At 65.8% G+C, this 18,170-nt stretch carries 17 protein-coding genes; 7 read left to right on the top strand and 10 right to left on the bottom strand.

Annotation, left to right across the window (positions count from 1 at the left end; translation table 11 throughout):
• The first annotated feature begins 153 nt into the window (after positions 1-153).
• Together ACIA48_RS27610 and ACIA48_RS27615 are read left to right on the top strand one after the other, a co-directional pair.
• Positions 154-1,566: a histidine phosphatase family protein gene (locus tag ACIA48_RS27610; protein ID WP_396739063.1), complete on the top strand. Its 1,413-nt coding sequence runs from the start codon at positions 154-156 to the stop codon at positions 1,564-1,566.
• 115 nt (positions 1,567-1,681) lie between these two features.
• Positions 1,682-2,533: an IclR family transcriptional regulator gene (locus tag ACIA48_RS27615; RefSeq protein ID WP_396739065.1), complete on the top strand. Its 852-nt coding sequence runs from the start codon at positions 1,682-1,684 to the stop codon at positions 2,531-2,533.
• 6 nt (positions 2,534-2,539) lie between these two features.
• Here the strand turns inward: ACIA48_RS27615 and ACIA48_RS27620 are convergent, their stop codons facing one another.
• The gene (locus tag ACIA48_RS27620) at positions 2,540-3,646 is read right to left on the bottom strand and encodes an acyl-CoA dehydrogenase family protein (RefSeq protein ID WP_396739067.1); all 1,107 of its coding nucleotides are present in this window, start codon (positions 3,644-3,646) and stop codon (positions 2,540-2,542) included.
• A gap of 60 nt (positions 3,647-3,706) precedes the next feature.
• Here ACIA48_RS27620 and ACIA48_RS27625 point away from each other — a divergent pair, with 60 nt between their 5' ends.
• The 4 genes from ACIA48_RS27625 (at position 3,707) to ACIA48_RS27640 (ending at position 7,530) form a co-directional block, all read left to right on the top strand.
• Entirely contained in the window at positions 3,707-4,678 is a 972-nt protein-coding gene (locus ACIA48_RS27625; protein WP_396739068.1) for a hypothetical protein, read from the top strand.
• A 93-nt stretch (positions 4,679-4,771) separates the two neighbouring features.
• On the top strand, positions 4,772-6,319 hold the full coding sequence (locus ACIA48_RS27630) for a PE-PPE domain-containing protein (RefSeq protein WP_396739070.1): 1,548 nt from the start codon (positions 4,772-4,774) through the stop codon (positions 6,317-6,319).
• Between the two features lie 94 nt (positions 6,320-6,413).
• Entirely contained in the window at positions 6,414-6,743 is a 330-nt protein-coding gene (locus ACIA48_RS27635) for a hypothetical protein (protein ID WP_396739517.1), read from the top strand.
• 34 nt (positions 6,744-6,777) lie between these two features.
• Complete coding sequence (locus ACIA48_RS27640) at positions 6,778-7,530, top strand: enoyl-CoA hydratase (protein WP_396739072.1); 753 nt, start codon at positions 6,778-6,780, stop codon at positions 7,528-7,530.
• A 1-nt stretch (position 7,531) separates the two neighbouring features.
• On the opposite strand, the gene ACIA48_RS27645 is transcribed toward ACIA48_RS27640, so the two are convergent.
• The 8 genes from ACIA48_RS27645 to ACIA48_RS27680 form a co-directional block, all read right to left on the bottom strand.
• Positions 7,532-8,716: a dihydrolipoamide acetyltransferase family protein gene (locus tag ACIA48_RS27645; RefSeq protein ID WP_396739073.1), complete on the bottom strand. Its 1,185-nt coding sequence runs from the start codon at positions 8,714-8,716 to the stop codon at positions 7,532-7,534.
• Positions 8,713-9,771: an alpha-ketoacid dehydrogenase subunit beta gene (locus ACIA48_RS27650; protein ID WP_396739075.1), complete on the bottom strand. Its 1,059-nt coding sequence runs from the start codon at positions 9,769-9,771 to the stop codon at positions 8,713-8,715. The genes ACIA48_RS27645 and ACIA48_RS27650 overlap by 4 nt, the downstream gene beginning before the upstream one ends.
• Entirely contained in the window at positions 9,768-10,913 is a 1,146-nt protein-coding gene (gene pdhA / locus ACIA48_RS27655; RefSeq protein ID WP_396739077.1) for a pyruvate dehydrogenase (acetyl-transferring) E1 component subunit alpha, read from the bottom strand. The genes ACIA48_RS27650 and pdhA overlap by 4 nt, the downstream gene beginning before the upstream one ends.
• Positions 10,914-11,225: 312 nt before the next feature.
• Complete coding sequence (locus ACIA48_RS27660; protein ID WP_396739078.1) at positions 11,226-12,044, bottom strand: HpcH/HpaI aldolase/citrate lyase family protein; 819 nt, start codon at positions 12,042-12,044, stop codon at positions 11,226-11,228.
• Entirely contained in the window at positions 12,044-12,559 is a 516-nt protein-coding gene (locus ACIA48_RS27665; protein ID WP_396739080.1) for a MaoC family dehydratase, read from the bottom strand. Before ACIA48_RS27665 ends, ACIA48_RS27660 begins: the two co-directional genes overlap by 1 nt.
• A complete protein-coding gene (locus ACIA48_RS27670; protein ID WP_396739082.1) occupies positions 12,556-13,716 on the bottom strand; it encodes an acyl-CoA dehydrogenase family protein in 1,161 nt (386 codons plus the stop codon). Before ACIA48_RS27670 ends, ACIA48_RS27665 begins: the two co-directional genes overlap by 4 nt.
• Complete coding sequence (locus ACIA48_RS27675; protein ID WP_396739083.1) at positions 13,709-15,700, bottom strand: acetyl-CoA carboxylase biotin carboxylase subunit; 1,992 nt, start codon at positions 15,698-15,700, stop codon at positions 13,709-13,711. Before ACIA48_RS27675 ends, ACIA48_RS27670 begins: the two co-directional genes overlap by 8 nt.
• Positions 15,701-15,704: 4 nt before the next feature.
• Complete coding sequence (locus tag ACIA48_RS27680) at positions 15,705-17,255, bottom strand: carboxyl transferase domain-containing protein (protein ID WP_396739085.1); 1,551 nt, start codon at positions 17,253-17,255, stop codon at positions 15,705-15,707.
• 96 nt (positions 17,256-17,351) lie between these two features.
• On the opposite strand from ACIA48_RS27680, the gene ACIA48_RS27685 reads away from it, so the two are divergent.
• On the top strand, positions 17,352-17,987 hold the full coding sequence (locus ACIA48_RS27685; protein WP_396739087.1) for a TetR/AcrR family transcriptional regulator: 636 nt from the start codon (positions 17,352-17,354) through the stop codon (positions 17,985-17,987).
• On the opposite strand, the gene ACIA48_RS27690 is transcribed toward ACIA48_RS27685, so the two are convergent.
• On the bottom strand, positions 17,984-18,139 hold the full coding sequence (locus tag ACIA48_RS27690) for a hypothetical protein (RefSeq protein ID WP_396739089.1): 156 nt from the start codon (positions 18,137-18,139) through the stop codon (positions 17,984-17,986). The two genes, ACIA48_RS27685 and ACIA48_RS27690, sit on opposite strands and share 4 nt — an antisense overlap.
• Positions 18,140-18,170 lie beyond the last annotated feature (31 nt).

The raw sequence follows: 18,170 nt of genomic DNA on the forward strand, positions 1-18,170 counted from the left end.
TCCGTTCACCGTGAGCTGGACCACACCAACGGCGGGAGGAATTGCTCAATGAACGACGCGTCAAAAGGCGCTACGCAAGCCAGATCGCGACCACGAATGAGGTTGCCCGGGCGTCAGCGCAGATCGGCGATAACTCGGCTCCTCGGTGTTGCCGTGACCGCCTCGGCCCTCCTGATCGGCGCCGCGGTTCCTGCCATGGCGGCAGAGTCGATGCGGGTGACATTTGTCCGGCACGGCCAATCCGAGGGCAACGCGTCGGGCAATATCAACACGCAGACCCCTGGCCCGGTGCTGACCCCGTTGGGCCAGCAGCAGGCTCGAGATGTGGTCGGTTTGCTCGGGGACAACAACTACGACGCCATCTACGCATCCACGATGGTGCGGACCCAGTTGACGGCTGCGCCGATGTCGCAGTATCTGGGCCTGCCGATCCAGGTGCTGCCCGGCCTTCAAGAAATCGAGGCCGGTGTCTTCGAGAACACCCCCGAGGCCAACGCCTCGCGCGGGTACGGGCTGTACCCCATCGGGTGGGCGCTGCCAGGTGTCATCGAACAGCTCCCGGTGAATCTGTTCAACAAGGACACCTTCATGCCGGGCACGACCCTGAACGGGCACGTGTTCGACGCCAGGGTCGACGGTGCGCTGCAGACCATGTACGACAACGGCGATCGCAATGCGATCGTGTTCTCGCACGGCGGCACCATCATGTTCTGGACGATGATGAACGCGAAGAACCTGTCCCCCACCCAGAAGCTGCAGCTGCTGCAGACGGCTGCGTTGGGCAACACCGACTACGTCGTCATCGAGGGCAACAACGAAGACGGCTGGACGCTGACCGACTGGAACGGGCAACGGTTCAGCCCAGAACCCACGCTCGGCGCCGAAATCGCCCTACAGACGCGGACCTTGAAGCGTCAGCTGGCCGCGGCTACCGATCAGGTCGTCCAGGCCATTGCCACCAGGGACATCACCAAGATCTTGACCGCGATCAATCGGAGCGCCGCGGACGCCCAGCTCTCGGTTACCAAGTTCAGCCGCGCTGTGAATGCCAAGATCGTCAACGAGATCGGCAAGGTCACATCTGGACTGGCGCAGCCCGCCGACACCGGGAACACCCCGGCGCCGCACAGCCAGGTCGCCTCGGTGACCGCTGCGAAGACCGACGCCACCGACACCGTTCAGACATCGAACGTTGCGGCTCGCACCAGCGCCACCTCAGTTCCCTCGGGCGGTGACAGTGCAAAGCCGCGCGACACCGCCACGGCATCGGACGCGACCACGTCCGATGAGAGCACCGGGACCGAAGGTGCGACCTCAATGCGCGACGGGAACAAGACCGTGCCCTTGCGCGGCGCGCGTCCTGTCGTCAACGGAAGCCGTGACCGACTCTCGGTCGACAGCATCAAGGACGCCATCACGAGCATCACTCAAAGGTTTGGCACGAAGGGTGATGCGGCGCCGACAGGGTCCGCCGGCACCGGCACCACCTCTGATTCCGGCGCCAACGACAGCACGTCCGCTTCGAGCGATAGTGAGAGCGGAGGTAGCGAGAGCGACGCTGCGTAAGTGAGCAGTCAGCCCCGTGCCCGCCCTGAGCACGGGGCTGACTGTTTCTCGGCGCGTTTCATTTGCCGAGTCGGCCCCCTACAGTGAGGGCGACTCAACTCGATTTGGGAGGGTCTTGAGCCGTCCAGCGACTGATAGTGCGACTGGCGCGCCCGCGTCGATGGTGGCCCGGGTCGCGTTGATCATCAATTCGTTCGACCGTGCCGGAACACAATTACGCCTCGACGAGGTCGCTGCCCAGACCGGGCTACCGCGGTCGTCGACTCACCGCATACTCACCCAGCTTCATTCGACAGGACTGCTCACGCACGGACCGGACGGGTATTGCCTTGCAGCGTCGTCTCTCTCCGCCACCCGCGTCGTCGACTACTCGGAGCTGCGCGGCGTCGCGTCGCCCGTGCTCAGGCGTCTAGCCGCCGATACTGCGCTCGTGGTGCATCTGGGCGTATTGCTCGGGGCGGACGTCGTGTACCTGGACAAGGTCGGGGACAGCGGCAGCGTCGCGGTGCCGACCCGAGTCGCGGGACGCACACCCGCTTACGCCAGCGCGCTCGGCAAGGCGATGCTGGCCCGATTGTCGGCCGAGGACGTCGACGTGATCCTCAGCGATCCACTGCGCAAGCGCACGCCCGCGACGATCGCCGACTTGCCCACGCTGCACCGCGAGCTCGCACAGATCAGATCGCGGCACGGACTCGCCTACGACGACCAGGAATTGGCGGCCGGCTTAGCCAGCGTTGCTGCGCCCATCCGGATGGCAGACGGTGAGGTGGCCGGCCTTTCGCTGACCGGCGCAATGCCCGCCCACGGGCTCAAACGCATGGCGCCGTTTCTGACACGCGCCGCGAGAGGCATCTCAGAGCACATCAGCAGACCGTCGACGCAAATCGAAACTGACGCCAACACCGTCACCGACGACATGATGTCGCGGGTGCTTCGAACCCTTTCGTCCGACGACTGGGTTTGATCGCCGCTACCAGATGAGGTCGTCTACGTTGAGCCCCATCGCGAACCGGCCGACGACCGAAAGCACTTGTTCCACATTGCTCGACACGTGCTGTTGGGCGGTTTGCACATCACGCCAGATACGTTCCAGCAGAATGTGATCGGCGTTGGGACCTGGATCGTGCACGACGGTCCTGATCGCTTCGACCGCGCGCTCAGCGGCCATCACCTGGTCCCGGCGTGCGCGGAGCACCAACTGCGCATCCGGATAACCGCCCGCGCGAACGCAGTCCGTGAGATCGGCGAGATTGCGCCTGATCTGACGCATCGACAGTGCGACGTCGGCGCGGGCCATCGAGAGCGGATCCAGTGGCGTCGCTGACACCGAGACCCGCTCTGTCAGAACCCGTTGCGCCGCACCGAGCAACGGAATCGTGCCGGCCAACGTGTACAACGAGGGCTGCGGCAACCGGTCCAACGGGTTTGTGGCGGCGTTCGGATCGAAATTCAGCCAGCTGAACGCGCGATGCTCCGGCACGAACACACCGGAGATGACGGCATCGTCTGCGCTTATCCCCCGCAACCCCAAGCCATTCCAGGTCGACTCGATGACGTAGTCGGACCGCGGCACCAGAACCGCCATGAAATCCTGGGCGCCGCCATCGGGCCCGACGCGCAACGCCGCGGCGCTCAACCATGACGCGTGGCGCGCTCCGGTGCACCGTGACCATCGGCCGGACAGCCAGAAGCCGCCGTCGACCGCCTCCAGTCGTCCGGTCGGGGCGTACGACGAGCACAGGAGCGTGCGCGGTTCGTCGCCCCAGATCTCCCGCTGAACCTGTTCGTTACGCACGGACAGCCCCCAGCTGTTGATCGCCAGCCACGCGGCCAACCAGCCGGTGGACATACACGCCGAGGAGAGTTCACACGTGGCTGTCACGTAGTCGTCGGGCTCGCTCTCAGGCCCTCCGAATCCCTGTGGTCGCAGCAAGGCGAAATAGCCGGTGTCGTGGAGGCGCGAGATCACCTGCGGATCGACCGCGTGGTTCCGATCTACTTCGGCCGCGGCGGCAGCGATGTCGGGAATCAACGCTCGGACCGAGTCGAGCACCGACGGCGTCGTACTCTGGCTCACGGCTGCGCTTTTCGTGCCACGATTCTGAATACCACTTTGTCGCCGCCCGTGGAGGTGAGTATGGCTGAGCGGAGTACCGCGCCGCGGGTCGTGCGTGAGGTTCTCGCCAAGATGGCCGCATCCGACACGGTGACAGCAGAATCACTTGTCGGGCTGCAGCGTTCGTTGACCGGACAAGCTTTCAGGCCGTCGCGTTACGGCGGATCAGAACAGGACGCTGACGAGTTCGTCTCGCAGATCTGCGAACTCGCGGCGCTCGACGGGTCGCTCGGGTGGCTCGCAGCGACGTTCAACGCGGCAGCCATTCATGTGGCAACGCTTCCCGACGATGTGGTCCACGCGATCTGGGGTACGGATTCGGACGCTGTGGTCACCATCGCTCTTCACGGCTCCGGTGCCGTCGACCCTGACGGCCGATTGACCGGCACGTGGGAGTCGGTCGTCGGCGCCGAATACGCCGACTGGCTGGTGCTGCCCACCGACCACGCCGCAAGTCGAGTCCTCGTGCCGTGCAGCGCCGCCGACATCGAACCGACAAAAGAGCCATCATGTCTTGGTGCCGCAGGCTTGAGCGACGTCGCTGTTGCCGGGTACCCCGTCGACGACAGCTACGCCTTCACGAGCAACCAGTGCGCCGCAGCGATCGCCATGGCCGGCGCGGCCGCTGCCGTCATCGGATCGGCGGACGGCGTCTGGCGTCGGCACGTCGAAAAGATGCGCGCTCGGCTGGCGACGTCCTACAGCGGGGACGAGCTCGCGATTGCGGCCCCTGCGCAAGTGGGCCGGGCCGCATGCGACATCGACGCCACCAAGCTTCAGATCATCGACGCATTGCGCCGCCCGAACGCCGAGGCGAGCAGCTCCTGGGAGTATGAGCAAGCCATCGCCCGAGCTCGTGGCGTAGCAGATCGCCTCCTCCAGAACAGCCGCCATGCGCTCGACCTGAATGATCCGGCCACCCGCCGGTGGCGGGACGTGCACGCCGGGTGCCGATTGGCCGCTGATTTCCTGCGACAGAGCATGGTTGCCTAGTCTGCCGAGGCGCTGGCCGCAATTCCGCGGCCTGGCGTACGATGCCCCGTACACAATCAGTTTGCTAAGGGACCCTTCGGAGGGGCGGGACGAATGGCGAAGTCTGGCAGAAAACACGCGGTCAAGATCGCTGTTGGCGCTGCTGCGGTCGGGGTTGCCACCAGTGTGACCGCCGTTGCAGTAACTCAGCCTGCGTCCATTTCCGCAACGCTCGTCGATTTGACCGCCCTCATCGTCGTCGGCAGCTCGACAAACCCCACCGGAGCAGGTGTCGCCGACTTCTTCGGCGGAAAGTTCAACCAGCCGATGTACACGGGAGGCAATGCTCCCGTCTACGTGAACTTCAACGAGGGCCCGGACGGAATTCAGGCCGCCCTCGACGCTCACCCCAACGAACGCAACGCTGTCCTCGCATCGGGATGGGGCGCCGCGAACGCGAGTTTGCTGTTTCGCCGGGAAGACGCCCGACTGGGCAACACCGTGTTCATCCTGGACAACGATGTCGCCCGACCCGACGGAGGCTTCGGCACCCGCTATCCGTTGTTCGCGCTCATCGGCGTGAATCCCTACCCCACCCCGAGCGACCTTCCTGACGGCGTCACCGCGGTCAACACCGGCTACGAGTATGACTACAACTCGAACGCACCGGCCTATGCGCTCAACCCGTTCTCCGCCGTGAATGCGCTTGCCGCCTACCTGACGACGCGCCTGAATCAGGCGGAGATCGACCTGCCCGTCGATGCCGAAGGCAAACCAGTCAAGCCCAATGGTGAACCCCTCACGTGCGAGGGTGCGAACACCTGCGCGCTCACCGAGGCCGGCAATGTCCTCCCGTGCCCGGACGCCAGATGCAGCTCACCGGACGACAGGATCACCGCATACGTGACGACGCGCAACGACACGACGTACGTCACCTACACGACTCGAGAGCTTCCGCTGACCACGCTTATCCGCGGCATCTTCGGCGATTACATCGCCGACGTCACCGCGCCGCTGCTGAAGGTGGCCGTCGATTCCGGCTACTACGGCGGCAACCCGATCCCCTCGGATCCCAGCGCCTATCGCCCCGGACGCATCTTCCCCTCAATCAGCGACGTCCTGACGACGTTGGTAAAGCTCCCCGGCGCAATTCTGGAGACGCTGGCGGCGATCGTCGCACCCTTCGTGTCGCGCCCGGCCACCACCTCCGACACGGACATGATGACCACCCAGATGCTGTCGACAGAGGACAGGACAGACCAGGAGAAACAGGAGCTGACGGATCCCCTCTCGACCGGCGAGGAAATCCAGGAGCGGACAGGTCAGAAGACGCCGGAGCCCACCAACGAGGAACTGACCGAACAGGAGCTCAACCCCGAGGACCTCCAAAACCCCGGCGGCATCGCCAATGAGATCGCCAAGCCGTTGACGAACGTCCTTCGAAACAGCCTGCAGGCACTGCCCGGGCAATCCTTCGCCGAAGCCAATAACGACACCGGCACCACGACCACTGATCCTAATTCGATTGAGCCCGAGCAGAACTCGGAGCTCGACGCAGATGCCGGCCAGGAGGCTATCGATAACAGCGCCGCCGAAAGCGATCCGCACCAGGGCCGCGAGGGCGACGCTTCGGCCGAGGGCAACGCCGACGCTGCGGCGTAGACGGAAGCCGCGCGATCCGCCTCGGAGGCGCTGGCACCCCGATACACTCCACCTCGTGAGAAGCAAGGTCGCATCGACAGCGGCCGCCGCACTGATGGCGGTGTCACTGGCCGTCCCCGCGAATGCCGCCCCGCCGAGCTACGGCAGCAACGGCGTCTTCAACGTCACCACCAATCCGCGCGACGGATGGGCGACGGCGTTCATCCCGCCGGGCCACTATCGGGTCGATCAGGCGCCGAGCATGTTCCCGTATCAAAGCGCGCCCGGCTTCTGGTACCGCTGCCACAACTTCCCGTGCAGCCCCAGCTTCCCGGGCAACGTCATCGCCTCCGGGCCGGCCAATCGCAACGCCCCCACGTTCGTCGACATCCTGCCCACCGACGTCGCGGTGTCGCTGAACAACGTCACGTTGACGATCGCCTGACTCACACCAGAGCGTGGTCACTAGGCTGAGCCGCGTGTCTGATCTCGTACTGGTCCACGTCGACCACCACGTCGCCGTCATCACCATCAACGACCCCGACCGCCGCAACGCGGTCACCTTTGAGATCTCAGCGGCGCTGCGTGCCGCGGTCGACGCCGCCGAAGCCAACACGGATGTGCACGCGCTGGTCGTCACCGGCGCCGGCAAGGCGTTCTGCGCCGGCGCGAATCTGACCGCGCTGGGTGAGGCCACCGAGGACGGCTTGCGGGTCATCTACGACGGATTCCTCGCGGTGGCCAACTGCACGCTGCCGACGATCGCCGCCGTCAACGGCGCAGCGGTCGGCGCCGGCCTGAACCTCGCGCTAGCCGCGGACGTGCGCATCGCCGGCCCGCACGCGCTGTTCGATCCGCGCTTCCAGAAGCTGGGCATCCATCCCGGGGGCGGCGCCACGTGGATGCTTCAGCGCGCCGTCGGCCCGCAGGTGGCCCGGGCGTCGCTGCTATTCGGGATGAGCTTCGACGCCGAGACCGCGGTGCGGCACGGACTGGCGCTCAAGGTCGCCGAGGATCCGGTCGCCGCCGCGCGCGAACTCGCCGCGGGACCGGCCGCCGCGCCGCGTGAGGTCGTCCTCGCGACGAAGGCCTCGATGCGCGCCACCGCCAACCCCGGATTCATCGACAGCGACCAGCACCGCATCGCGGTCGACACTGAATTGGGCCCGCAGGCCACCTCGATCGAGTCACCGGAGTTCGCACGCCGGCTCGAGGCCGCCAAGCGCCGCTGAGCTAGAGGTCGAGTAGCGCTAATTCCGGCGCCTCGATGAGGCCGCGAAGTTCGGTCAGGAATGCCGCGGCCTGGGCGCCGTCGATGATGCGGTGGTCGAACGCGCACGTGAGCGACATCGTCGGCCGCGCCACCACCTCTCCGTCGACGACAACCGGCCGCGGCTTCAGTGATCCCATCCCGAGGATCGCCGCCTCCGGATAGTTGATCACCGGGACGCCGTCGTCCAATCCGAGTGCGCCGAAGTTGGACACCGTGAACGTGGAACCCTGCAGTTCGGTCGGCATGAGCGTGCCAGCCCGGGCATCATCGATCAGCCGGGCAACCACGACGGCGAGCTCGCGGGTCGTCTTGTCCTGAGCGTCCTTGACAACGGGCACCAGCAGACCGCGAGGTGCCGCGACACCGAACCCCAGATGCACCGCGGAGTGCAGATGGATCTGCGGACCCGCGGTGGTGTCCACCCACGTCGCGTTGAGGTTCTGGTGATGCGTCAGCGCAATCGTCAACAGCCGCAACGTGAGAACGAACGGCGTGATCGGAACCTCGCTGCCCGCCTGGTCGCGTATCCGGTCGCGTAGCCGCACCAGATTCGTCCCATCCACCTGCACGCTCGCATGCGCATCGGGTATCTCCCTGCGCGACAGCGACATTCGATTCGCCATCTCCGCGCGCACACCGCGCACCGCCACCATGTCGGGACTCGGCGCGGACCGGCCCGCCGACGACAGGACGTCCTCGCGGGTGATCACGCCGTCGGCGCCGGAGCCGACCAGTTCGTTGAGATCCACGTTCAGCTCCGATGCCAGCTTTCGCACCGGCGGCTTCGCGCGCGGCCGGGTCGACGTGGGCCGAGGCGCTCGCCTGCTGTCATCCATCTCGTCGTCGGCGCCGTAGCCGACGAGGACCGGCTTGCGTCTGGTCTCGGTGGCCGGCTGCGCCTCCGTCTCGATACGGACCAGCACCGCACCGACATTCAGCGTCTCACCCTCGCCGCCGCCGAGTTCGGCGATGCGCCCGGCGAACGGGCTTGGGATCTCGACCTCGGCCTTGTTGGTCTCCACCGTGCACAGCGTCTGGTTGAGTTCGACGCTATCGCCCACCGCGACGCTCCAGCTTGTGATCGTCGCGTCCTCGAGTCCCTCGCCGAGATCAGGGACGAGGAAGTCCCGCACCTGGACGGTCATGGCTGCTCCAGCGTCCGCTCGACACAGTCCAACAGCCGGTCGACCCCCGGTAGCCACAGTTTCTCCAGCCGTGCCGGCGGGAACGGGGTGTCAAATCCGGTGGCGCGCAGGACCGGTGCCTCGAGGTCGTAGAACAGCTCCTCCTGGATGCGTGCCGCGAGTTCCGCACCGAAGCCCAGCGTGCGCGGACCCTCGTGCATGACCACCGCACGGCCGGTCCGTCGCACCGATTCGGCGACCGTGTCGAAGTCCAGCGGGTTCAGCGACCGCAGGTCGACGACCTCGATGCTCCAACCGTGATGCTGCGCAGCCAATTCGGCGGCGCTGATCGCCGTGGCGACCAACGGGCCGTAGGTGATCACCGTGACGTCGTCGCCGTTGCGCCGGATCGCCGCCCGCCCGACCGGCAGACCCGGGGTGACGGTGTCGACGGGCTCACGCAACCAGTACCGACGCTTGGGTTCGAGGAAGACGATCGGATCCCGGCACGTGATCGACTGTCGCAGCAGCCAATACGCATCCGTCGGAGTGGATGGCGCTACCACCTTGAGGCCCGCGGTGTGTAGCCAGTAGCTCTCTGTCGACTCCGAATGGTGTTCGACGGCGCCGATACCACCGAACGACGGGATCCGGATGGTCACCGGCATCTCGATGTCGCCGCGGGTTCGCATCCGGTACTTCGCGAGGTGACTGACGATCTGGTCGAAGGCGGGCGCGGCGAATCCGTCGAACTGGATCTCCGGGACGGGCACGAGGCCGCGGATCGCCATGCCGATCGCTATGCCGATGATCGCGGACTCCGCCAGTGGGGTATCGAAACACCTTTGCTCGCCGAAGGTTTCGACGAGTCCCTCGGTGACCCTGAAGACACCGCCGAGGGTGGCCACGTCCTCACCGAAGACGAGCACGCGTTCGTCGGCGGCCATGGCGTCATGCAGGGCGCGGTTGATCGCCTGCGCCATGGTCAGCGTCGGTGCCGGCGGGACGGGGGTGAGTAGCGGAGGGCGCGGTTCGTCGTCACCGTGGAACGTCGGCCGCTCGATGATCTGAGTCATGCTTTCGCCTTCCCGTCGCTTCGCTCGCCCGGGATGCCATCCTTCGCGAGTTCCGACAAAACCTGTTCGCGCTGTGCCAGCAGGTCCGGGGTGATGTCGTGGTAAACGGTGTCGAACACGTCGGTGATGTCGAAATCGTCTGCGTCGACGGTTGATTCACGCAGTTCGGCGCGCAATCGCTTCGATTTGGCGGCCACCCGCTCTTCGAGGCGTTCGCTCCACACGCCTATCGTCTGAAGGTAGGTGCGGTAGCGGTGAATCGGGTCGCGCGCCGCCCAGTATGCGAATTCCTCATCGGACCGGTAGCGGGTGGGGTCGTCGGACGTGGTGTGCGGACCCATCCGGTAGGTGATCGCTTCGATCAGTGTCGGGCCGCCGCCTTCCCGGGCACGCGCGGCGGCCTTGGCCGTCACCGCGTAACAGGCCAGCACGTCGTTACCGTCCACCCTGATGCCGGGCATCCCGTAGCCGATGGCCCGATGGGCGATGGACGGTCCGGCCTGCTGCCTGGTGACCGGGACCGATATCGCCCAATGGTTGTTCTGCACGACGAAGATGCAGGGAGCGTTGAATACGGCGGCGAAGTTCAGCGCTTCGTGCGCATCGCCTTCGCTGGTCGCGCCGTCGCCCATGTAGGTGAGCGTCACCGAGTCTTCACCCAGGCGTTGTGCCGCCATCGCCGCGCCGACCGCGTGCAGACCCTGCGTGCCGATCGGGATGGAGATCGGCGCGACACACTTCTCGGTGAAGCCCAAGCCCCCGTGCCATTTGCCCCGCCAAACCGCTCCCATCTGCGCCGGCGTGAGGCCGCGCAGCAGGAACGCGCCGATCTCGCGGTATTGCGGGAACAGCCAGTCGGTTTTGGGTAGACACGCCGCGGTGCCGATCTGCGCGGCCTCTTGGCCGCGGCACGAAGCGAACAGCGCCAGCTCACCCTGGCGCTGCAGGTTGACGAATTCGGTGTCCAGTTCGCGAGTGACGACCATCGACTCGTAAAGCCAGGCCAAGGTCTCGGGCGGGAGGTCTCTTCGGTACCGGGTTTCGGCGGTGGGCGTCCCGTCGGGAGCCACCAGCTGTATCGGATCCAGCTCGACGCCAAATTGTGACTCCGACGTCCGAGGGGTCGCGTCGATCCCTGCCATACCGCCTCCTAGGGTCACTGGCGGCGGGTCTCACCGTCAGGCGACTGAGGTGCTCAGCACGGCGGCGATCAGAGCAGAACCCCTGGTGGGAGGCTCGACCGCTAGCTGCCGGGGTGTGGCGCTAACGAAACGATGCGCTCTGCTCGCCGCAATACTGGGGCAATCACCATTATGCCTTCGCCTTCGAGGAGACCCCGGTGGTTACGCACCGTGTCGAGGACGCCTTAGCGCTTAAGAGGTCGATTGCGAGCACGAGGTGAGTCCAATCAACCCGTTAAGGCTCGGGCCGCGCGGGACGTGTCGCACCTGCGCCTAGGCGGGATTCTGCGGAGCGAGGGCCATGATGCGCTCGGCCCGCCGCAGCACCGGCATGTCGACCATCTGCCCTTCGAACTGAAAGACACCGCGCTGCGATTGCGAAGTCTCGAGCACTCGGCGGGCCCAGTCGATCTCTTCATCGGTCGGCGCATAGGCATCGCGGATGACCACGACCTGGGAGGGATGGATGGCGACCTTGGCGTCGAAACCCACGGCGACCGCGTCGTCACTTTCGGCGCGCAGGCCGTCGAGGTCCTTGATGTTGAGATACACCGAATCCAGGGCCAGCTTCCCGAATGCCTTGGCAGCCAGCAAGCTCTGCGACCGCACATGCTTGGCCACATCGCGGTAGCTGCCGTCGGGCCAGCGGTTGGCGGTACCGCCCGTGGCAGCGAAGAGGTCCTCGGCGCCCCACATCACGGCGAACGCATTCTCCATTCGGGCCAACTCGTTGACTTCGATGGCCCCCAGAGGTGTCTCGATCAGCACAACCACGTCGCGTGGTGCGAGATCGCGTATCTGGCGCGGTGATTCGGTTTTTGCCAGCATGACGACGTCATAGTCGGTACGCGCCAGCGCATCCAAGTCCAGTTGATGGTCGGGTGTCGCGCTCGGATTGATGCGGACCACGGTGCGGGCCGGATCCAGCGGGGTGTCGATCAGCGCTTGGCGTGCGGCTTCCCGGTCCTTGCCGGCCACTCCGTCCTCGAGGTCGAGGATGACGACATCGGCTGCGGCGGCGGCCTTCTCGAACCGTTCCGGCCGATCGGCCGGGCAGAACAGCCAGCCGGGTCCGTTGTTCCCCAGCGACATCAGGCCGTCCCCTCGGGCCGCTTGCGCACCATGGTCTTACGGGATGCGGTCGCCACGATGTCTCCGTGCTGATTGCGGCCGACGTGCGAGAACGTGACGATGCCCTCCCCCGGCCTGCTCTTTGATTCCCGCTTCTCGAGGATCTCGGTTTCGGCGTAGAGCGTGTCACCGTGGAAAAGCGGCTTCGGGAAGGCGACTTCGCCGAAGCCGAGGTTCCCGACGATCGTCCCCTGCGTCAGCTGCGCCACAGACAGCCCGACCAGAGTCGACAACGTGAACATCGAGTTCACCAGTCGCTGGTTGAACGGGGGCAGCGCATCGGAAAACGCGGCGTCCAAGTGCAGCGCCTGGGTGTTCATCGTCAGGGTGGTGAACAGGACGTTGTCCGCCTCGGTGATGGTGCGCCCCGGCCGGTGCTGGTACAGCACACCGGTCTCGAACTCCTCGAACCACAGGCCGCGCTGGACGATGACTTTCTTCTCGCTCGCGCCTGCTGAATCGTTCGCTTCGCTCACAGTCCGGCCTCCCGCGCGATCAGCATCAGCTGCACTTCGGTTGTCCCCTCACCGATTTCGAGGATCTTGCTGTCGCGGTAGTGCCGTGCGACTGCATACTCGTTCATGAAGCCGTAGCCGCCGAAGACCTGTGTCGCGTCGCGGGAGTTGTCCATGGCCGCCTCGCTGGCCACCAGTTTGGCGATCGCCGCGGCCTTCTTGAACGGCTTGCCGGCCAGCATCAGGGCGGCCGCGTCGTAGTAGGCAGTGCGGGCGGCGTGCGCACGGGCCTCCATGCGCGCGATCTTGAACGCGATCGCCTGATAGGCACCGATCTTCTGACCGAACGCCTCGCGCTCCTTCGCGTACTTCACGCATTCGTCGACACAGCCCTGCGCGGCGCCGACGGACAGCGCCGCGATGGCGATGCGTCCCTCGTCGAGGATGCGCAGGAAATTGGCGTAGCCACGGCCACGCTCACCGAGCAGATTCTCCTGCGGCACCCGCACGTCATCGAAACTCAGCGGGTGGGTGTCCGACGCATTCCACCCGACTTTGTTGTAGGCCGGTTCAGCGGTGAATCCCGGTGTCGGAACCGGCACCAGGATCGACGAGATCTCTTTCCTGCCGTCGGTTTCGCCCGTGACCGCGGTGACGGTGACGAGCTTGGTGATGTCGGTGCCGGAGTTGGTGATGAACTGCTTAGAGCCATTGATGATCCAGTGCCCGTCGTCGAGCTTGGCCGTCGTCCTGGTCGCGCCCGCGTCGGTGCCACCGCCGGCCTCGGTCAGGCCGAACGCACCGAGCGCCTTACCGCTGGCCAGCAGCGGCAGCCACTCCTGCTTCTGCTCCTCGTTGCCGAACCTGTACACCGGCATGGCACCCAGCGAAACCCCGGCCTCCAGCGTGATGGCCACGCTCTGATCGACCTTGCCGAGTTCCTCCAGCGCCAGGCACAGCGCGAAGTAGTCACCGCCCATACCGCCGTATTCCTCGGGGAACGGCAGGCCGAACAACCCCATATCGGCCATGCCCGCGACCACCTCGTACGGGAAGGAGTGCTCTTCGTCGTGCTTGGCGGCTACCGGCGCCACCACGCTCTGCGCGAAGTCGCGGACAGTCTTCGCCAGCTGCTCATAGTGATCAGGCAGCATGCCCGTCGCGAGGAAATCACTCATTCGACACTTCTTTCTCTCCGATGACCCGTGCCAATGGCTGGCCCACCTTGACCTGGTCGCCCACGGCGACGAGTAGTTCGACAACGCCCGCGACCGGCGCGGTCAGGGCGTGTTCCATCTTCATGGCCTCGACGGTCACCACGACGGCTCCGGCCTCGACCGCGTCGCCGTCGGAAACACCAACGGCAACAACCGAACCCGGCATGGGGCTGGTTAGCTCGGCGTCACCGCTGTGTTCGTCGTCGGGTCGCACGGGCGCTTCCCTCAGCTCGTCGACAACAGCGGTGTGCCCGTCGCCGGCCAGCCAGATATGCCCATCGGCCGCCGCGACCAGATATTCGGTGCGCAATCCGTCCAGCGTCAAGGACAGCCGTCTGTCGTCGAGAGATGCTGACAGCGAGTGAGATTCGCCGTCTTCCACGGCGGCCCTGGCGGATCCGGGGGTGCCGGTGAGGTAGACGTGCTCGGTGCGGTCACCGGAATGCAGCCGAAGTGTCGTCGGCGCGGGCACGCCGACCCGCCACCCCGACGGCACCGTCCACAGGTCGGTCACCGGATCGGGCCAGCCGCGCAACCACTTGTAGGCCGCCGCGGCGATCAGCTCGCGATCACCCGGTTCCGCGGGCTTGAAGTCGGGCATGCGGCGGTCGAGCAGTCCGGTGTCGAGGTCACCGGCGACGACGTCGGGATCGGCGAGCAGGAATCGCAGGAACTCGATGTTCGTGGTGACACCGAGAACGGCGGTGTGCGCCAGGGCCGTATCGAGGGCGCGGATGGCGCCGGCACGATCCTCGGCATGCGCGATGACCTTGGACAGCATCGGGTCATAGTCGCTACCGACCACGGTGCCGGCGGCCAGTCCGGAGTCGACGCGAACTCCCGGTCCTGCAGGCTCGGCAAGGCCCAGCACGGTGCCACCGGTCGGTAGGAAGCCATGCCCGGGATCCTCGGCGTAGACGCGCGCCTCGATCGCGTGGCCGGTCAAGGTGACGTCGTCCTGCGTGATCGGCAGCTTGTGTCCCGCGGCGATGAGCACCTGCTGCTCGACGAGGTCGACGCCGGTGACCATCTCGGTGACCGGATGCTCGACCTGCAGTCGGGTGTTCATCTCCATGAAGAAGAACTCGTCGGGTCGGTCAGCGGACACGATGAACTCCACCGTGCCCGCGCCGGTGTACTGCACGCTGCGGGCCGTATCGCAGGCCGCGGTCCCGATGCGGGCGCGCGTTGCCGCATCGAGCAGAGGCGACGGCGCTTCTTCGATCACCTTCTGATGCCTGCGCTGCAGGCTGCATTCCCGTTCGCCCAGATGTACGACGTTGCCGAAGCCGTCGGCGAGCACCTGCACCTCGATGTGCCTTGGGTTCAACACGAAACGCTCGAGGAATAGGGTGTCGTCGCCGAACGCTGATGCCGCTTCGCGGCGCGCGCTGGCCAGTGCGGCAGCCAACTCCGACGGCTCGTGCACGACACGCATGCCCTTACCGCCACCACCCGCGGACGGCTTCACGAGGACCGGATAGCCGACCTCTTCCGCGCCGGCGATCAGATCGTCGTCCGTGAGCCCGGGCCGCGACACACCGGGAACGACAGGCACTCCGAATGCCGATACCGCGGTTTTTGCTGCGATCTTGTCGCCCATCGTCTGAATCGCTCCGACCGGTGGCCCGACGAACACGATGCCCGCGGCCTGCAGGGCAGCGGCGAATTGCGCGTTCTCCGAGAGGAACCCGTAGCCCGGATGTATCGCTTGCGCCCCGGTGCGCTGGGCCGCCGCGACCACGGCGTCGATATTGAGATAGCTCTCCCTGGCGGCAGCGGGCCCGATGTTGACGGCCACATCGGCCTCGGCGACATGGCGGGCACCGGCGTCGGCGTCGCTGAACACCGCGACCGAACGGATACCCATCGCACGCAGCGAGCGGATCACGCGCACGGCGATCTCACCGCGGTTGGCGATCAAGACAGAATCGAAGGTGGTCACGTCATCACATCCGGAACACGCCGTAGGAAACCGGCTCCAGTGGAGCCTGTCCGACCACCGAAAGCGCAAGACCGAGAACGGTTCTGGTGTCGGCGGGGTCGATCACGCCGTCGTCCCACAGCCGCGCCGTCGAGTAGTACGGGTTCCCCTGGTCCTCGTACTGTTGGCGTATGGGCGCCTTGAAATTCTCTTCATCCTCGGGAGTCATCTCGCCGCGCACCGTCGCGAGCACCGAGGCGGCCTGTTCGCCACCCATGACCGAGATCCTCGCATTCGGCCACATCCACAGGAACCGCGGCGAATACGCCCGCCCGCACATCGAATAGTTGCCCGCACCGTAGGAACCGCCAATCACAACGGTCAGCTTCGGCACCCTGGCGCAGGCGACCGCGGTGACCATCTTCGCGCCGTGCTTGGCGATCCCCCCTGCCTCGTAGTCGCGGCCCACCATGAAGCCGGAGATGTTCTGCAGAAACAACAGTGGCGTACGGCGTTTGTCGCAGAGTTCGATGAAATGCGCTCCCTTGAGGGCGGACTCACTGAACAGCACCCCGTTGTTGGCGATGATGCCGACCGGATGCCCGTGGATGTGCGCGAAACCGGTCACGAGCGTGCTGCCGTACTCGGCTTTGAACTCGGCGAAGTCGCCACCGTCGATGATGCGGGTGATCACCTCGTGCACGTCGTACGGCACGCGGGAGTCGACGGGCACCACGTCGTACAGTTCGGTCTGGTCGGCCTTCGCGTCAGCCGTCGGCCGCACATCCCAGGGCAACGGCTCACGCGGGCCCAGAGTGCTCACGATGCGGCGGACGATCCGCAATGCATCGCGATCGTCGTGCGCCAAATGGTCTGTCACACCGGAGGTTTTGGAGTGCAGATCGCCGCCGCCGAGTTCCTCCGCGGTGACGATCTCGCCGGTCGCCGCCTTCACGAGCGGCGGACCGCCGAGAAAGATCGTGCCCTGGTTGCGGACGATCACGGCCTCGTCACTCATCGCAGGCACGTAGGCGCCACCGGCGGTACACGAGCCGAGCACCGCCGCGATCTGAGGGATGCCCTCAGCCGACAGGTTCGCCTGGTTGTAGAAGATGCGGCCGAAGTGCTCACGGTCGGGGAACACCTCGTCCTGGCGCGGCAGGAATGCCCCGCCGGAGTCGACGAGATAGATGCACGGGAGCCGGTTCTGCCCGGCGACCTCTTGGGCGCGCAGATGCTTCTTGACGGTGATCGGGTAGTAGGTACCGCCCTTGACGGTCGCGTCGTTGGCGATGATCACGCACTCGCGCCCCGAGACGCGCCCGATGCCGGCGATCATGCCCGCACCGGGGCATTCGTCGTCGTACATGCCGTCGGCGGCAAGCGGCGTCAGTTCGAGAAACGGGCTGCCCGGGTCGAGGAGCCCGTCGACGCGGTCACGCGGTAGCAGTTTGCCCCGACTGACGTGGCGTTCGCGGGCCCGTTCTGGGCCGCCGAGCGCCGCAGCGGCGAGCTTGGCGCGCAACTGACCCACCAGCTCGAGGTGCTCCTCGCGATGCGAAGTCCGCGTTGTCATCGCAGAAAACCCGTTCGGTTGAGTTAATGACGACTAACTCATGGTATGTTAGTCACGATTAACCGAAATGTCCACCAGTGCGTTTGGAGTGTGCTTATGGCCTCCACTTCGGTGTCCGATCTGGCCACAACGCGCCGCAGCAAGGCCAAATCGGACCGCCGATCGCAACTGATCGCGGCCGCCGAGCGTCTGGTGGCCGAGCGCGGCTATCTCGCAGTGCGACTGGAGGACATCGGCGCCGCCGCCGGCGTCAGCGGACCGGCGATCTACCGACACTTCCCCAATAAGGAAGCGCTGCTCGTCGAATTGCTGGTGGGAATCAGCACCCGTCTGCTGGCCGGGGCGACGGACGTCGTCGCCCGCGCCGACGATGCGCAATCCGCCTTCGACGGGTTGGTCGACTTTCACCTCGACTTCGCCCTCGGCGAATCAGACCTGATCCGCATTCAGGACCGCGACCTTCCCAACCTGCCGCCGAGCGCCAAGCGTCAGGTCCGAAAAGCCCAACGGCAGTATGTCGAGATCTGGGTAGATGTGTTGCGGCGGTTGAACAATTCCCTGGGCGAAGACGATGCTCGGCTGATGGCGCACGCAACGTTCGGACTGCTGAATTCGACACCACATTCGGTGAAGCCCACTGCCACGAAAAAGGCCGAGGCCAACGAGCGTGCCGTCCTACGGGCGATGACGGTTGCTGCGTTGACCTCGGCCACGGGGACCGCGAGCGGTTAGTACCAGGCTCTACGGCCACCCACGGGACGTCCGACGGACCCGAGAATCCAGAAGACGGCCCCGATCACGACCAGGACGACACCGATTGTCGTCAGGACGCTGATGCCGAGGATCCAGCCGAGCACGGCGAGGATGACTCCAAGAATAATCATTGCGACTCCATTCTCTTGAATTGCCAACTGC

Source organism: Mycobacterium sp. NPDC051804, from assembly GCF_044452905.1.
In the GTDB taxonomy this organism is placed as follows: domain Bacteria; phylum Actinomycetota; class Actinomycetes; order Mycobacteriales; family Mycobacteriaceae; genus Mycobacterium.

What these genes read in the sequence shown, in the direction of transcription:
- ACIA48_RS27625 (WP_396739068.1), top strand. Translation starts at nt 3,707, where the DNA reads ATGGCTGAGCGGAGTACCGCGCCGCGGGTCGTGCGTGAGGTTCTCGCC.
- ACIA48_RS27630 (WP_396739070.1), top strand. Translation starts at nt 4,772, where the DNA reads ATGGCGAAGTCTGGCAGAAAACACGCGGTCAAGATCGCTGTTGGCGCT.
- ACIA48_RS27635 (WP_396739517.1), top strand. Translation starts at nt 6,414, where the DNA reads ATGGCGGTGTCACTGGCCGTCCCCGCGAATGCCGCCCCGCCGAGCTAC.
- ACIA48_RS27645 (WP_396739073.1), bottom strand. Translation starts at nt 8,716, where the DNA reads ATGACCGTCCAGGTGCGGGACTTCCTCGTCCCTGATCTCGGCGAGGGA.
- ACIA48_RS27650 (WP_396739075.1), bottom strand. Translation starts at nt 9,771, where the DNA reads ATGACTCAGATCATCGAGCGGCCGACGTTCCACGGTGACGACGAACCG.
- pdhA (WP_396739077.1), bottom strand. Translation starts at nt 10,913, where the DNA reads ATGGCAGGGATCGACGCGACCCCTCGGACGTCGGAGTCACAATTTGGC.
- ACIA48_RS27660 (WP_396739078.1), bottom strand. Translation starts at nt 12,044, where the DNA reads ATGTCGCTGGGGAACAACGGACCCGGCTGGCTGTTCTGCCCGGCCGAT.
- ACIA48_RS27670 (WP_396739082.1), bottom strand. Translation starts at nt 13,716, where the DNA reads ATGAGTGATTTCCTCGCGACGGGCATGCTGCCTGATCACTATGAGCAG.
- ACIA48_RS27680 (WP_396739085.1), bottom strand. Translation starts at nt 17,255, where the DNA reads ATGACAACGCGGACTTCGCATCGCGAGGAGCACCTCGAGCTGGTGGGT.
- ACIA48_RS27685 (WP_396739087.1), top strand. Translation starts at nt 17,352, where the DNA reads ATGGCCTCCACTTCGGTGTCCGATCTGGCCACAACGCGCCGCAGCAAG.
- ACIA48_RS27690 (WP_396739089.1), bottom strand. Translation starts at nt 18,139, where the DNA reads ATGATTATTCTTGGAGTCATCCTCGCCGTGCTCGGCTGGATCCTCGGC.